The sequence below is a fragment of the Streptomyces sp. NBC_00523 genome, assembly GCF_036346615.1.
Classification (GTDB): Bacteria; Actinomycetota; Actinomycetes; order Streptomycetales; family Streptomycetaceae; genus Streptomyces.
This window is the reverse complement of sequence record NZ_CP107836.1, coordinates 4,704,489-4,718,502: the sequence shown is the minus strand read 5'-3', so window position 1 is coordinate 4,718,502 and position 14,014 is coordinate 4,704,489. Positions and strand designations below refer to the sequence as shown.

At 72.8% G+C, this 14,014-nt stretch carries 17 protein-coding genes; 7 read left to right on the top strand and 10 right to left on the bottom strand.

What is annotated here, in order from left to right; all coding sequences use genetic code 11:
- Window positions 1-126 precede the first annotated feature (126 nt).
- The 3 genes from OHS17_RS21650 to OHS17_RS21640 form a co-directional block, all read right to left on the bottom strand.
- Window positions 127-837, bottom strand: a complete 711-nt coding sequence (locus tag OHS17_RS21650) for a transglycosylase SLT domain-containing protein (RefSeq protein ID WP_018100936.1) — start codon at window positions 835-837, stop codon at window positions 127-129.
- A 390-nt stretch (window positions 838-1,227) separates the two neighbouring features.
- The gene (locus OHS17_RS21645) at window positions 1,228-2,550 is read right to left on the bottom strand and encodes a PhoH family protein (RefSeq protein ID WP_161212621.1); all 1,323 of its coding nucleotides are present in this window, start codon (window positions 2,548-2,550) and stop codon (window positions 1,228-1,230) included.
- A 175-nt stretch (window positions 2,551-2,725) separates the two neighbouring features.
- Complete coding sequence (locus OHS17_RS21640) at window positions 2,726-3,487, bottom strand: isoprenyl transferase (RefSeq protein WP_018100938.1); 762 nt, start codon at window positions 3,485-3,487, stop codon at window positions 2,726-2,728.
- 199 nt (window positions 3,488-3,686) lie between these two features.
- On the opposite strand from OHS17_RS21640, the gene mgrA reads away from it, so the two are divergent.
- Entirely contained in the window at window positions 3,687-4,727 is a 1,041-nt protein-coding gene (gene mgrA / locus OHS17_RS21635; RefSeq protein ID WP_330313510.1) for an L-glyceraldehyde 3-phosphate reductase, read from the top strand.
- A 270-nt stretch (window positions 4,728-4,997) separates the two neighbouring features.
- Here mgrA and OHS17_RS21630 read toward each other — a convergent pair whose 3' ends face one another.
- From OHS17_RS21630 to OHS17_RS21615, 4 genes are all read right to left on the bottom strand, one after another.
- Entirely contained in the window at window positions 4,998-5,567 is a 570-nt protein-coding gene (locus tag OHS17_RS21630) for a hypothetical protein (protein WP_330313509.1), read from the bottom strand.
- Between the two features lie 64 nt (window positions 5,568-5,631).
- On the bottom strand, window positions 5,632-6,090 hold the full coding sequence (locus OHS17_RS21625) for a hypothetical protein (protein WP_330313508.1): 459 nt from the start codon (window positions 6,088-6,090) through the stop codon (window positions 5,632-5,634).
- A gap of 67 nt (window positions 6,091-6,157) precedes the next feature.
- Window positions 6,158-6,949, bottom strand: a complete 792-nt coding sequence (locus tag OHS17_RS21620; protein WP_330313507.1) for a class I SAM-dependent methyltransferase — start codon at window positions 6,947-6,949, stop codon at window positions 6,158-6,160.
- A gap of 70 nt (window positions 6,950-7,019) precedes the next feature.
- Window positions 7,020-7,556 carry an HPP family protein gene (locus tag OHS17_RS21615; RefSeq protein WP_330313506.1) on the bottom strand — a complete coding sequence of 179 codons (537 nt, stop codon included), beginning with the start codon at window positions 7,554-7,556 and terminating at the stop codon, window positions 7,020-7,022.
- Between the two features lie 156 nt (window positions 7,557-7,712).
- Here OHS17_RS21615 and OHS17_RS21610 point away from each other — a divergent pair, with 156 nt between their 5' ends.
- Window positions 7,713-8,291 (top strand): CGNR zinc finger domain-containing protein, encoded by a 579-nt coding sequence (locus tag OHS17_RS21610; RefSeq protein WP_330313505.1) that lies wholly within the window; start codon window positions 7,713-7,715, stop codon window positions 8,289-8,291.
- Between the two features lie 10 nt (window positions 8,292-8,301).
- Here the strand turns inward: OHS17_RS21610 and OHS17_RS21605 are convergent, their stop codons facing one another.
- The gene (locus OHS17_RS21605) at window positions 8,302-9,099 is read right to left on the bottom strand and encodes a prepilin peptidase (RefSeq protein WP_330313504.1); all 798 of its coding nucleotides are present in this window, start codon (window positions 9,097-9,099) and stop codon (window positions 8,302-8,304) included.
- A gap of 88 nt (window positions 9,100-9,187) precedes the next feature.
- Between OHS17_RS21605 and OHS17_RS21600 the strand changes: the two genes are divergently transcribed.
- Window positions 9,188-9,568 (top strand): DUF192 domain-containing protein, encoded by a 381-nt coding sequence (locus OHS17_RS21600; RefSeq protein ID WP_198956984.1) that lies wholly within the window; start codon window positions 9,188-9,190, stop codon window positions 9,566-9,568.
- Window positions 9,569-9,579: 11 nt separating this feature from the next.
- On the opposite strand, the gene OHS17_RS21595 is transcribed toward OHS17_RS21600, so the two are convergent.
- A complete protein-coding gene (locus OHS17_RS21595; RefSeq protein ID WP_330313503.1) occupies window positions 9,580-10,173 on the bottom strand; it encodes a hypothetical protein in 594 nt (197 codons plus the stop codon).
- Window positions 10,174-10,390: 217 nt separating this feature from the next.
- On the opposite strand from OHS17_RS21595, the gene OHS17_RS21590 reads away from it, so the two are divergent.
- On the top strand, window positions 10,391-10,987 hold the full coding sequence (locus OHS17_RS21590; RefSeq protein WP_330313502.1) for a GNAT family N-acetyltransferase: 597 nt from the start codon (window positions 10,391-10,393) through the stop codon (window positions 10,985-10,987).
- A 41-nt stretch (window positions 10,988-11,028) separates the two neighbouring features.
- Window positions 11,029-11,532, top strand: a complete 504-nt coding sequence (locus OHS17_RS21585; protein WP_330313501.1) for a DinB family protein — start codon at window positions 11,029-11,031, stop codon at window positions 11,530-11,532.
- On the opposite strand, the gene OHS17_RS21580 is transcribed toward OHS17_RS21585, so the two are convergent.
- Window positions 11,529-12,440: a YihY/virulence factor BrkB family protein gene (locus OHS17_RS21580; RefSeq protein WP_330313500.1), complete on the bottom strand. Its 912-nt coding sequence runs from the start codon at window positions 12,438-12,440 to the stop codon at window positions 11,529-11,531. The genes OHS17_RS21585 and OHS17_RS21580 overlap by 4 nt on opposite strands.
- Before the next feature lie 172 nt (window positions 12,441-12,612).
- Between OHS17_RS21580 and OHS17_RS21575 the strand changes: the two genes are divergently transcribed.
- On the top strand, window positions 12,613-13,041 hold the full coding sequence (locus OHS17_RS21575; RefSeq protein WP_330313499.1) for a hypothetical protein: 429 nt from the start codon (window positions 12,613-12,615) through the stop codon (window positions 13,039-13,041).
- Window positions 13,038-13,763 (top strand): YqjF family protein, encoded by a 726-nt coding sequence (locus OHS17_RS21570; protein WP_330313498.1) that lies wholly within the window; start codon window positions 13,038-13,040, stop codon window positions 13,761-13,763. Before OHS17_RS21575 ends, OHS17_RS21570 begins: the two co-directional genes overlap by 4 nt.
- The last annotated feature ends 251 nt before the right edge of the window (window positions 13,764-14,014 follow it).

Sequence of the window (14,014 nt, the reverse complement as noted above, 5' to 3'; positions counted from 1 at the left end):
TTCCTCTACCCCCGTCCGCTCTCCCCACCGCTCCCCCGGGAGCGTTCCGCACGACCGTACACGCGTGAAGCCCCCCACCGAAGGACGGCGGGGGGCTTCACGAGGTTGAGCTGGTGAACCCTGGTTCTAGTACCAGTGGTTGGCCTGCCAGAAGGCCCAGGCGCCGCACGGGCTCTTGTAGCGCGGGCTGCTCATGTAGCTGAGGCCCCACTTGATCTGGGTGGCCGGGTTGGTCATCCAGTCGGCGCCGGCCGAAGCCATCTTGGAGCCGGGGAGGGCCTGTACGAGACCGTAGGCACCGGAAGACGGGTTGCTCGCCCGGTAGTTCCAGCTCGACTCGTGGTTCACGATGTTGCTGAAGCACTGGAACTGGTCGGCCGGCACGATCTGCCGCGCGATGGCCTGGACCTCGGCCACGGTGTAGGAGCCCTGCACGGCGAACGACGTGGAACGGACCTCGGAGCGGCTTGCGCGCTCCTGGGCTTCCTTGTCCTTCTTCGCCTGGCGCTCGCGCTCCAGCTTGTCCTCGGCGGCCTGCTTCTTGGACTTCGCGTCCTTGGCGGCCTGGACGCGGGCGGTCTCCTCCGCGGACTTCTTCGCCGCGGCGTCGGCCGCGGACGCCTGGGCGTCGGCCTGCTGCGTCAGCGAAGCGGTCTGCACCTGGGCCTGCTGGCCCGCGGGAATGTCTGCGAGCAGCGTGGTGTCGGCTGCGGTCGCCTCGAAGTTGTTGTCGTCGGCAGCAGGAGTGCTGCCCGATGCAACGCCTACGACGGCGCCTACGGTGGTGACCGCGGTGGCAGATGCCACGGCGAACCCCCGGACCGAAATCCGGCTCACACGGTGTCCTTCCAGCATCGCCCGCTTAGGTGACCTCGCGGGCGCAATCGTGCCCCTGGCACTGGCCTCCCTACTGCTTGGGTCACGGGAAGGCACGGGCCCGGTGGGCGACTTCCCGGGGGAAGCGCCGCGTGGTGCTCGCGGGCGGCATACGGACGGCGGTTGTTGAGTTGTGTGGTGCGTGGCGCCTCTGGAGGTGCCGGTGTGCCGTATGCGGGGCCTGACGGAAGCAAGACTCTGCCGGAACGGGACCGCGCGAAGCAATTCTCCGTTGCGTGTGAAAGGTCACACCCCGTTTGGCGGACCTGAATTACGGAAAAGGCGCCGGAACACGCCGCCGCCCGGCTAGGCTGCTTGGCCCGCCGGGCGGCGTCAACGTCCCAACCCGTATCAGATCTGACCTTCCTCCAGCATTTCGGTCACCAGTGCGGCGATGCGGGAACGCTCCGAACGCGTGAGCGTCACATGGGCGAAGAGCGGATGCCCCTTCAGCTTCTCGACCACGGCGACCACTCCGTCGTACCGGCCGACCCTGAGGTTGTCCCGCTGGGCCACGTCATGCGTGAGGACGACCCGGGAATTCGTGCCGATCCTGGACAACACGGTCAGCAGGACGTTCCGTTCGAGCGACTGGGCCTCGTCCACGATCACGAAGGCGTCGTGCAGGGAACGGCCCCGGATGTGGGTGAGCGGCAGGATCTCCAGCATCCCGCGCCCCAGCACCTCCTCGATGACCTCGCGCCCGGAGACGGCCGAGAGGGTGTCGAAGACGGCCTGCGCCCAGGGGCTCATCTTCTCGGCCTCGCTGCCGGGGAGATAGCCGAGCTCCTGCCCGCCCACCGCGTACAGCGGGCGGAAGACCATCACCTTCTTGTGCTGCCCGCGCTCCAGCACCGCTTCGAGCCCCGCGCAGAGCGCCAGCGCCGACTTGCCGGTGCCGGCCCGGCCGCCCAGCGAGACGATGCCGACCTCCTGGTCGAGCAGCAGGTCCAGGGCGATCCGCTGTTCGGCGCTGCGGCCGTGGATGCCGAACGCCTCCCGGTCGCCGCGGACGAGCCGCACATTGCCCTCGGGCGTGACCCGGCCGAGGGCCTTGCCGCGTTCGGACTGGAGGACCAGGCCGGTGTGCACGGGCAGCTCGGCGGCCTCGGGGACGTACAGCGTCTCCTCGGTGAAGAGCAGGTCCACCTGGTCGGCGGCGAGGGACAGTTCGGCCATCCCCGTCCAGCCGGAGTCGGTGATCGCCAGCTCCGCGCGGTACTCCTCGGCGAGGAGGCCGACCGATGACGCCTTGATGCGCAGCGGGAGGTCCTTGGAGACGACCGTGACGTCGTACCCCTCGGCCTGGAGGTTGCGCGCGACCGCCAGGATCCGTGAGTCGTTGTCCCCCAACCGGTAGCCGGCGGGAAGGACGCCGGGATCGGAGTGGTTGAGCTCGACGCGGAGCGTCCCGCCGAGATCCCCGAGGGGGATCGGCGCGTCCAGCCGGCCGTAGCGGACCCGGAAGTCGTCCAGCAGGCGCAGGGCCTGGCGGGCGAAGTAGCCGAGCTCCGGATGGTGCCGTTTGGCCTCCAGTTCCGTGACCACGACAACGGGGAGCACGACCTCGTGCTCGTCGAAGCGGGCCATGGCGTTCGGATCGGCCAGCAGGACGCTGGTGTCGAGAACGTAGGTGCGCCTGTCGGGCAGGCGGCGCTTTGTGCTGGTCACCACGGAAGGACGTACCCCCTCGGAAGAGGCTGGCGTGCGACGGCGGGCCGTCGCGGAGCATCCCGCTTGTCATCGGCGCCCACCTGGCTGGTGACCGGGCGCCGGCCTGTCAGGGATATGCCCTCTTACCCGGCCGGCCATGCCGACGGGATCTCTTCCGGGGGACGGCGGGGCGGCCCTAGCCTCCGTAGCGCCGGTGGCGGGCGGCGTAGTCGCGCAGGGCCCGCAGGAAGTCGACCCGGCGGAAGGCCGGCCAGAAGACCTCGCAGAAGTAGTACTCCGAGTGCGCGCTCTGCCAGAGCATGAAGCCGGAGAGGCGCTGCTCGCCGCTGGTCCGGATGACGAGGTCGGGGTCGGGCTGGCCGCGCGTGTAGAGGTGCTCGGAGATCAGGTCGGTGGAGACGATCTCGGCCAGGTCCTCGAAGGAGGTGCCCTTGGCGGAGTGGTCCAGGAGCAGGGAGCGCACGGCGTCCGCGATCTCCTGGCGGCCTCCGTAGCCCACGGCGACGTTGACGAGTATCCCGTCGACGCCGACGGTGGCCTGCTCGGCCTCCTTGAGGACCGTCTGGGTGTGGGCGGGCAGCAGGTCGAGCGTGCCGACGTGGTGGACCCGCCAGCGGCCGTCCGCGGCCAGGCCGCGCACCGTGTTCTCGATGATGCCGAGCAGCGGGGTCAGCTCCGACTCGGGCCGGTCGAAGTTGTCGGTGGAGAGCAGCCAGAGCGTGACGACCTCGACGTCGGTCTCACTGCACCAGCCGAGGAGTTCCTTGATCTTGTCGGCACCGGCCTGGTGGCCCTCGGCCGCCGTGCCGCCGGACGCCTTGGCCCAGCGCCGGTTGCCGTCGAGGATGACGCCGATGTGCTTGGGCACCTGGGAATGGTCGAGGCGGGCCTCCACCCGGCGCGCGTAGAGCCCGTACACCAGGTCGCGCAAGTTCACTGAGTCCACCTCTCGGTTCCGTGCGGGCCCGCCGGCCCCAGCTCAGGGGTCCGGGGTCGTCCCCTGGGGATCGGATCGCCGCACTGGAAGGGGGCGGATCGCCCCGCCGTGTCATGGCAGTCCCGTCAGGCCACATTACTGCGCGGGCGCCGCACCCACCCAACTCGGCCTGTCACAAGTCCGTGATAAAGAGATAATCGTGACTGATTCCTCTTCCCCCTATCAGGCCGCCGCATCCCGCTACGACTCCATGGAGTACCGCCGCAGCGGACGCAGCGGTCTCAAGCTGCCGGCCGTCTCGCTCGGCCTCTGGCACAACTTCGGCGACGACCGGGCGCTCGGCTCCCAGCGGGCCATCCTGCGCCGCGCCTTCGATCTCGGTGTGACCCATTTCGACCTGGCCAACAACTACGGCCCGCCGGCCGGCTCGGCCGAGCTGAACTTCGGCAAGCTCTTCCGCCAGGACTTCGCCCCGTACCGGGACGAGCTGCTGGTCTCGACCAAGGCGGGGTACGAGATGCACCCCGGGCCTTACGGGGAGTGGGGCTCGCGCAAGTACCTGCTGTCGTCGCTGGACGCCTCGCTGAAGCGGATGGGCCTGGACTACGTCGACATCTTCTACTCGCACCGCTTCGACCCGGAGACCCCGCTGGAGGAGACGATGGGGGCGCTGGCCTCCGCCGTCCAGCAGGGCAAGGCGCTGTACGTGGGGGTGTCCTCGTACAACGCGGCGCAGACCGCCGAGGCGGCGCGGCTGCTGCGGGAGATGGGCGTCCCGGCCCTGATCCACCAGCCGTCCTACTCGATGATCAACCGCTGGACCGAGGACGACGGGCTCCTGGACACGCTGGAGGCGGCCGGGATGGGCTGCATCTCCTTCGTGCCGCTGGCCCAGGGGCTGCTGACCGGGAAGTACCTGAACGGCATCCCGGAGGGCTCGCGGGCCACGCAGGGCAAGTCGCTCGACCCGGACCTGCTGTCGCAGGAGGTGGTGCGGCGGCTGAACGGGCTGAACGACATCGCGCGCCGCCGGGGCCAGTCGCTCGCCCAGCTGGCCCTGACGTGGGTGCTGCGCGACAGCCGGATGACGTCCGCGCTGATCGGCGCGTCGAGCGTGGGGCAGCTGGAGGAGAACGTCGCGGCGCTGGCGGGCCCGGAGCTGTCGGCCGAGGAGCTGAAGGAGATCGACGTCTTCGCCGTCGACACCGAGGGCACCAACATCTGGGCCGCGCGGGGCTGAGCGCGCGTCCGGCCCGGCGCCGGGCACAAAAAACGGGCCGGTCCGTGGGGGGGGTTACGGACCGGCCCGAGGGGGGGTTTCCACCATAACCCTTCGTAAGTGATGCTGGGTGCCGCGGCGCGAAATAATTACTCTCCGAGAGTGAAAGGCATCGCTCCGGTCACCGGTCGGCCCTCGCCGTACGTCTCTGACCTGCGAGGACACCACCCACCCCGGGACAGGCCCCGGAAACACGCCCGAGACGTCCACAGGATGTCCACATTCCGCTCGTCAGTGGCCGCCCCGGGGCTTCACGCAGCCCGTTCCCTCCATGTAGCGACCGTGCGCCTCGGCGTTGACGAGACCGTTGACCATGCCGTCCAGCGAGCCGTCCAGGCAGAGGGTCCCGAGGGTCACGGTGAAGGACGTGCGATGCGTTCCGAAGCTGCTCGTGGTGACCGATCCGTCCGGGTATCCGAGGCCGTGGAGTGCCTGGAAGACCGTCTCCTCGGTGGACCTGCCCCCTTCCGCCAGCGCGGCGAGCCCCTGCTTCACCCGCTTCACCTCCGCCTCGCCCCGGACGCGGTCCGCGTCGGACAGGTCGAGGGTGGACTGGAAGGCGTGGTTCTCGGCGTAGTGCGGGTTGGCGTCGCCGCCCTGCTCGACGTGCTGACTGGCGGCCGGGTCAGCGGTCGGCTCGGCGGACGGCTCTGCGCTCCGCCCGTCGCCCGGGCTCTCCGGGACGGAGACGGCGGAGGCCGGAGGCGGCGCTGCGTCACCGGGGGTGGCATGGACCTGGCCGCAGCCCGTGAGGGCGGCGGCGGTCAGGAGCAGGGCGGCTGTACGTCTCGCGGAGGTCATGGGTACGAGTATGGAACGGCGATCCGGCGCGCGGCGGCGGGAGTTGGCACCCGATGCCGTTCCGTCACGTCGCGGCGGCCGCGCCCCGGTGGCCCCGGGTGAAGCGGACGCCCACGGTGTCCCCGCCGACGACCACGAAACGGCCGCCCTCGCAGCGGATCACGGCCTCGTGGACCTCACCCCGCGCGTCCCGGCGCTCGTCCGTGCTCAGCACCGTCCAGCCGCCGTCCGGAGCCTGCGGCAGACCTGCGAGCTCGGCGAACTCCCACTGGGCGGCGGGCACACACCAGTCGGGCAGCTGCGGCCAGGTGCCGGCGCCCACGTGCAGGGTGCCGTCGGAGGCACAGGTCAGGCGGACCGACTGGCCGTCGTCCAGCACGAACGAGACGGCCTCCGGCTCGCCCATCCGGCCCTCGGGGCGGTAGAAGATCCCGAGGACGCGGACGATCCTGGCACCCTTGAGCCACTCGGCGCCACCCCGGCGCGGGCCGTGCGCGGCATCCCCGTCGGTGCCGAGGTCCATGGCCAGCTCCTTCCCCGAACGCTCGCGACCAGAGTGCCAGTTTTCGCGCCGTGTGGGGGCGCCCGTCTCACGCGGGTTTGCGGGCCTCGATCAGGAAGCGGGTGGTGTGGGCGACGAACGGGCCCTCGGTTTCGAGGCGGTGGTGCAGTGCGGCGAGTTGGGGCCGGTACCGCTCGACGGTGAAGCCGGGCACCATCCAGATCACCTTGCGCAGGAAGTAGACGACGGCCCCGATGTCGGAGAACTCGGTGCGCAGCCGTTCCGCCCGCAGGTCCACGACGTCGAGCCCGGCCGCCTCGGCGTCGGCCCGCGCCCGCTCCGGGTCGCGCGCGCCGCGCACCTCCGGGGGCTGCGGCCCGAGGAAGTACTCGACCAGCTCGAAGACGCTCGCGGGGCCCACCTGTTGCGAGAAGTACGTGCCGCCGGGGGCCAGTACCCGGGCGATCTCCGTCCACCACGTGGTCACCGGATGCCGGCTGACCACCAGGTCGAACGCCCCGTCCCCGAACGGCAGCGGCGGCTCGTCCTCGTCCGCCACGACGGCCACCCCGCGCGGGTGCAGCAACGCCGTGGCCCGGGCGATGTTGGGCGGCCAGGACTCGGTGGCGACGGCGAGCGGCGGCAGCTCCGGCACGGAGGCCAGCACCTCACCCCCGCCCGTCTGGATGTCGAGCGCGGCCCGCGCCCGCCCCATCCGCTCCCCCATGGCCCGCGCGTATCCCCAGGAGGGCCGCTGCTCGGTGGCCCGCCCGTCGAGCCAGGAGAAGTCCCACCCCTCGACGGAGACGCTGTCCGCCTCGGCGACGAGAGCGTCGAACCGGGCGGCTTCACCGGGCGTGGTTTCGGGTGTTTCGGGCATGGAGCGATGATCCCAGCAGCACGCCCCCGCCCGCGACCGCATTACGGGCGGGCCGGGCGCGGGGCCCGGGTCACCACCAGTAGACCGGATACGCCTGCCTGTTGACCCGGTTGCCGACCAGGCCCACCAGCACCAGGAGGACCGTCGCCGCCGCCAGCAGGGTGAGGAAGGGGACGGCGGAGGGGGCGGTGGCGGTGGCGGCCACGATCACGGCGGTCGCGGCGGCGGGTGAGTGGGCGACGCGGAGGAGCAGCATCGCACCGAGGGCCAGGCCGCCCGCGAGGCCGGAGGACCAGACGCCCTGGCCGAGGACGGCGAGGACCAGGAAGCCGGTCAGGGCGGAGACGAGCTGGCCGCCGATCACGCTGCGGGGCTGCCCGAGGGGTGTCTGGGAGGCGCCCGCGATCAGCGCCATGCTGGCCGCCAGCGGCGGGATGAGCAGGACCTGGTGCGACCACTCCCCCACCGCCACCAGGAGGGTCAGGGCGATCACGCTGCTCGCCGTGGCGACCACCGTGGTCAGCGCCTTCGGCCGGGGCGGCGCCTGCGTCGCGTGCCAGGGGCGCGCGGGGGCGGGGGCCTCGGCCGGGGGCCTGGTCTGCGTCATCGTGTCGGGTTCCCTTCGCGTCGGGTACTAATGGCTTACCCATTAGCATCGATCTGAATGTACCCGCAGCTGCCCGACGGCGCGGCCGTTCGGGGAACTTGGAAGAATCCGGGTACGTGGCGAAGGCGCCCCGTACCCGGGTCAGGGAGGGCCGGCATGACGACACACGGCAAGGACACGCTCGAAATCCGCCCCCTCGAGCCCCTGGCGGTCGAGTTCACCAGCTCGTGGCATTACGAGGCGGGCGCCCTGATCGACGAGGTCGGCACCCCGCACGGGCTGGCCCACTGGATCGGCGCGTACCGCCCGCGCCTCGGCATGGGCGCCGACAGTCGCGTGGAGGTGGGCGCGCCGGACGTCACGACCGCGCGCGCCGTCCGCGAGGCCGTACGGGACCTGCTCGACGCCCTGGTCGACCGAGGGCGTCCGCCCGCCGCGTCCCTCGGCCTGGTGACCGAGCGGGCGCGGGGCGTCCGGCATGCCGCGGTCACCTGGCCGGACACCGGGCCGCGGCTCGAATGGCCGGACGGGGTGCGGGTGATGGACGTCGTGGCCGCCCAGGTCTGCGCCTCGGCCACCCGGCTGCTGACCTCGCCGCGCCGCGAACTCCTCCGCCGCTGTCCGGCGCCCAGTTGCGTGCTGTTCTTCTCGGCCCTGCGCACGGGCCAGCAGTGGTGCAGCCCCGCCTGTGGGAACCGCGCCCGCGTGGCGCGGCACAGCGCCCGGACGCGCTGAGCCCCCGCGGTCAGGCCGCCAGTCCCCCGAAGACCAGCCCCAGGAAGGCCCCCGCGATCATGAACGGGCCGAACGGGATGCCCGTCTTGCGGTCCGCGCGGCGCAGTGCGACGAGCGCCGCCCCGTACACCGCGCCGAAGAGGAAGCCGGCGAAGCCTCCCGCGAAGACGACGGGCCAGCCGTACCAGCCGAGGACCGTGCCCAGGGAGAGGGCGAGTTTGACGTCGCCGAAGCCCATGCCGCGCGGGTTGACGAGGAAGAGCAGGAAGTAGAACGCGCCCAGGACGAGCCCGCCGAGGAGGGCGGAGAGCCAGGAGCCCGCGTGTTCCGGCAGCAGGGCCGCCAGGCCCAGGAGTACGGCGGAGGCTCCGGCGGCCGGCAGGGTCAGCCCGTCCGGCAGCCGGTGCACGCGGTGGTCGATGCTCGCGAGGAGCACGGCGACCGGGGCGAGCACCAGCCAGGCCGCCAGCTCGGGGCGCGTGCCGGTGGACCAGGCGAGGGCGGCGCAGGCGAGCGCGGTGACGACGGGGGCGAGGCGGTGGGGGGCGTAACGGGGGGTGGGCGCGTCCTCGGGCGGTGCGGGGGCGGGCGCGCCCGTACGGACCTCCGCGACCGTCCCCTCCGCGCACCCGCCGCAGCGCGTCGCGCCCAGCCAGGCGCGGGCGGCGCCGGTGAGCGGGTGGCCCGCCGGGCAGGCGTCGCGCCAGGGGTCGCCGGGCGGAACGGAGAACCGGTAGGCGGCGCGCGGGACCAGGAGCCCGGTCGCGGCGCCCCAGAGTGCGGCGACTCCTATCAGCATGGCGTACACCTGAGCGATCCTAATCGGCGTGCCCCGGGCGGGGGTTGGGCCTGTGGATTCGGGCCCGGCGGCGGGCCGGCGCCGCTACCGTCGGGCCATGGCTCGATGGCGCGATGGCGCGGGGACCTTGACGATCACGGACCGGGACGGGGTGACCGAGACCCGGGTGCCGCTGCGGATCGCGGCCTCCTACCGGCACCGGGCGCGCGGGCTGCTCGGCCGGGACGGGGTCGACGGGGCGCTGATGATCACGCCGTGCGGGAGCGTGCACTCCTTCCGGATGCGGTTCACGATCGATGTGGCCTACCTGGACCGGAGGTTCAACGTGCTGGCGGTCCACACGATGAAGCCGGGCCGGCTCGGCCTGCCCCGGCCGCGCGGCCGCCATGTGATCGAGGCGGAGGCGGGCGCGATGGCGGCGTGGGGGCTGCGGCCGGGCGTGCAGGTCCGGGTCGAGCAGGCTCCGCGCGGTCTATAGGCGCCCGCGGTCTATCTGCGGGGCACGTCGCTTCCGTAGACGACCCACGGCGACTGCTGGAAGGAGTTCACGCCGGACAGCTGCGGCTGGGCGGCGGCCACTTCGGGCAGCAGCGCGAGCGTGTCCGGCCAGCAGTCGAAGTACACCGAGCCCTTGACGATGAAGCCCGCCCAGTCGGTGGCCGCCGACGCGCCCTCGCGGTCGAGCACGAAGCCCACGCAGAGCAGCGAGGCCCGTCCGATCGCCTCGCGCACCGCGCGGACCACCCGTTCCCGGGCGTCGCGGTCCAGTGCGCCGAGGCCGAAGAGCAGTTCCACCGTGCCGTCGTCGCCCCGGCTGATCCTGGCCCGTATCTCCTCGCCGCCGGGCAGCCAGAGCAGGAAGTCGACCCGGTCGAGGCGTTGCAGGCCGGTGAGCAGCACGAGTTGGTCCCGGCTCACCCAGGACTGCGTCCCGGACGGGTCGGTGCCGGGGCTGACCAGGGTGATGCGCCGGGTGACCGGGTGGTCCGCCCGCACCCCCGCCGTCTCCAGGTCGCCGAGCAGCGACTCGGCGTCGGGGCGGCTCCAGCACAGGTGGTACGAGCAGAAGAAACCGTCACTCATCGGCCGTCACCTCGGTACTCGTGGTGGCTGCCCGCCCCGCCCGCGGCACCGCTCGGGGCGGCGGCGTGGGGGGCCGGCGGGTGGTCGGTACCCGAGCGTACGGGCAACCCCTGGTCCGCGGGGCGGGCCTGCGTCCCCGCTCGGTCATCGGACCCGGCTCGTACACTCGCCCGGCGGGCCGGCCGGTCCGCGGGGTGGGGACGGCAGGAGTGGCGACATGGCCAGGTGGGTCCAGCGGACGGGCGCCGAGGCGCTGTTGGCGCGGCGGGACGGCATACGGCGGACCTACGCGGAGGCGTTCGCGGGCCCGCCGTGGCACGAGGACCCGGATCAGGCCGACGGCTACGTCCAGCGCCTGGCGGAGGACGCCGCCCGTCCCGGATTCAGGGCCGCGCTGGCGCTGGACGGCGTCCCGGAGGAGCCGGACGCCGCCTCGGTGGTGGGGTTCGCGACGGCCTGGACCACCGCCTCCCCCTTCCCGTCCGCCCGGGGCTACGCGGCCGTCGCCTCGGTCCTGGGCCCCGACCGGACGGCGGACTGGCTCGTCGGCGGGCTGGAGGTGGACGAACTCGCGCTCAGCCCGCACGCCCGGGGGACCGGCCTGGCGGCCGCGCTCCTGGAGTCCGTCACCGCGTCCGCGCCCGGGGGCCGCTGCTGGCTGCTGACCTCGGCGGGCGCCGGGCCCGCGGTGCGGCTCTACCGGCGGCTCGGCTGGCGCCGGGTGCCCGGCCCCGCGGGCGGCCCGGACATCGCCGTGTTCCTCGGGCCCGGGCATCCGGCGCTGCGGGACCCCGCCCTGCGCGTCGGGCCATAAGCGGTGGACAACCCCCTTCCGCCCGGGGAAGCTGTGCGGCGATGACACGCACCGACACGCCTCCCGCATGGGACGAGCGCACCCAGCTGACCACCTTCCTCGACTACGCCCGCGCCACCGCGATCGCCAAGTGCGACGGGCTCTCGCAGGAGGACGCCGTGCGGGCGCCCCTGCCCGGCTCCCCGCTGATGACGATCGCGGGGGTGGTCAACCATCTGCGCTGGGTCGAGTACCACTGGTTCGAGCTGGTCCTCCTCGGCGGCGAGGACGAGGGCCCGTGGACGGAGGAGGACCCGGACCGCGAGATGCGGATCGCCGTCGACATGCCGCTCGCCGATGTGCTGCGGGAGTACGAGGAGCAGTCCGCCCGCTACCGGGAGCTGGTCGCCGCCCACGATCTGGACACCCGGGCCGTCCTGAAGCGCTCGAACGGCTCGGCCCCCGATCTGCGCTGGATCCTGCTGCACCTCATCGAGGAGACGGCCCGTCACAACGGCCACATCGACATCATCCGCGAGATCGTGGACGGGACGACGGGGGACTAATCCTGCCGGGCCCGGTCCAGCTCCACGTTGAACTGGACCCCGGACAGCAGTGCCAGGTTGGTGAACCAGACCCAGATCAGGAACACCACCAGGCCCGCCAGTGAGCCGTACAGCCGGCTGTAGGAGCCGACGTACGTGGCGTACAGCGCGAAGCCGGCCGAAGCGGCCAGCCACAACAGCGCCGCGAGCACCCCGCCGGGCACCGCCTGCCGGGCCCGGCGGGCCGGCTCAGGGCCGGTGCGGAAGAGCACCGTGATCAGCCCGGCGACCAGGCAGAGCAGCAGCGGCCACTTCAGCACCGCCCACACCGCGTCTCCCACATGGGTCAGGCCGAGCCGGTGCCCGGCCCAGCGCGCCAGCGGTCCGGTGAGCACGAGGGCGAACGCGCTGGTCATCATCAGCAGGAGCAGCCCGACCGCCCACGCCACGATGATGTGCGCCTGGCGCAGCGCGGGCCGGGTGTCGTGCACGCCGTGCATGGCGTGCAGCGCCCGCCGGAACACCGCGAGATAGCTGGACGCGGACCACAGCGCGCTGACGGACCCGGTCGCGACGAGCACCCAGACGGCGGTGCGCTGCTGGGTGGCGGCCTCCAGCGGCTCGCGCAGCGCGGCGGCGGCCTCGGCGGGCGCGAAGGCGGTGATGTCGGCGATCAGCGCACCGGTGGCCCCCGGGCTGGCGAGCCCGATGACGGACACGGTCACCAGCAGCGCGGGCAGCAGGGCGAGGATCGCGTAGTAAGTGAGGGCCGCGGCCCAGTCCGATATGTCGTCGTTCCACAGCGAGACGGGCGTGCGGCGCAGCGCGAGCGGCCAGTGCCTGGCCCTGCCGGGGCCGGGGGCGGTCGGCGGGGTTCTGCGCGGGTGGGGCGGGGCCCCGGCGGCGGTACCGCTGGACTGACTGGACACGGTTGCGGCTCCGGGGACGTGAGCGGTGTGGAAGGGGTGACGTCGGGGTACGGAGGCGGGCCCGCTCCCCGTCTCTCCTCTTCTGCTCATGTTCCCGCCCGGTACACCCCGCTCCGCACCGGGGTGCGCTGCCGCACCCCCCGTTGTCGTACCCCGCCCCTACGCTCCCCTCATGAGCGTCTCCCTCTACTACACCGCGCACCGCGCGACCCCGCTGACCGGGCCGGAGTCGGCCGCCGTCGCCCGTATCGTCACCGAGCGCCAGGCGTCGTTCCCGTACGAGGACGAGGAGAGCCTGTTCGTGTACGACCCCGGGACGTCGGACCCGGGGACCGTCCTCGACGGCTCCACCAAGATGCCGTTCGACCCCGGCCGGCTGCTGCCGGTGGTCGCCCATGTGCTGGACTCGGTCACGGAGTTCCGCCGGGCGCTGCCGGACGCCGACTGGCGTGTGCACATGGACGACCTGGACGTCGAGTGGGACGAGGCCCGAGGCTACGAGCTGCCCGGGATGCGCGACCCGGACCTCATCGCGGATCTCGCCGCGATCCCGGACGCGGTGGAGAGCGCGCCGGACGGCCCTGCCACGCTTGGCCCGTGACGACCTCGCCCGTGACACCCGACGCCCCCGACGTCCTGCGCCGCCCACTGCTCACGCAGCAGTGGCTCGACCTCTGCTTCGTCCACTGGGCGGTGGAGCCGGAGGCGGTGGCGGGGCTGCTGCCCGCGGGGACGGTGCCCGACACGTTCGACGGGGCCACGTACGTCGGTCTGGTGGCCTTCCGGATGCACCGGGTGGGGTGGCTGGGGCTGCCCGGTGTGCCGTACCTCGGCTCGTTCCCCGAGACGAACGTCCGCCTGTACTCGGTGGACGAGCGGGGGCGGCGCGGGGTCGTCTTCCGCTCGCTGGACGCCTCCCGGCTGGTCCCCGCGGCGATGGGCCGCCTGGGCTTCGGCCTGCCGTACGTGTGGTCCCGGATGCGGGTGGAGGCGGCCGGCGACACGATCGGCTACACCAGCTCGCGCCGCGTGCCCGGCCCTCGCGGCGCGTACAGCCGCATCACCGTGCGCCCCGGCGCACGCATAGACCGGCCCACCGAGTTGGAGCACTTCCTCACCGCGCGCTGGGGCCTGCACCAGTCCCTCCTCGGCCGCACCGCCTACCTGCGCAACGACCATCCGCGTTGGCCGCTGCACCGCGCGGACCTGCTCGTCTGCGAGGAGAACCTGATCGAGGCGGCGGGCCTGCCGGCCCCGAGCGGGGCGCCCGTCAGCGTGCTGTACTCCCCCGGTGTGCCGGTCCGGCTGGGGGGCCCGTCCTGACCGAAAACCGCTTGCCGCCGCCCTGGCGCCCGCCTACCTTGGTGTGCATGGGTTCTCTGTGAAATTCCCCTTGCGCCTGCGTTGAGCCCGGCTCCGCAGTAGCGCATTCTCCTGCGCATCCGCACCTCCACGCCTTCGTACCTCCGTGACGCCTGCCCTTCCGGCACACGTCCTCGGTGCGCCGTCGGCGTGCGCGGACGCGCCCCGACCACCGCGCGCCGATCGGCACGGGCCGAGAATCAGGGGCTTTT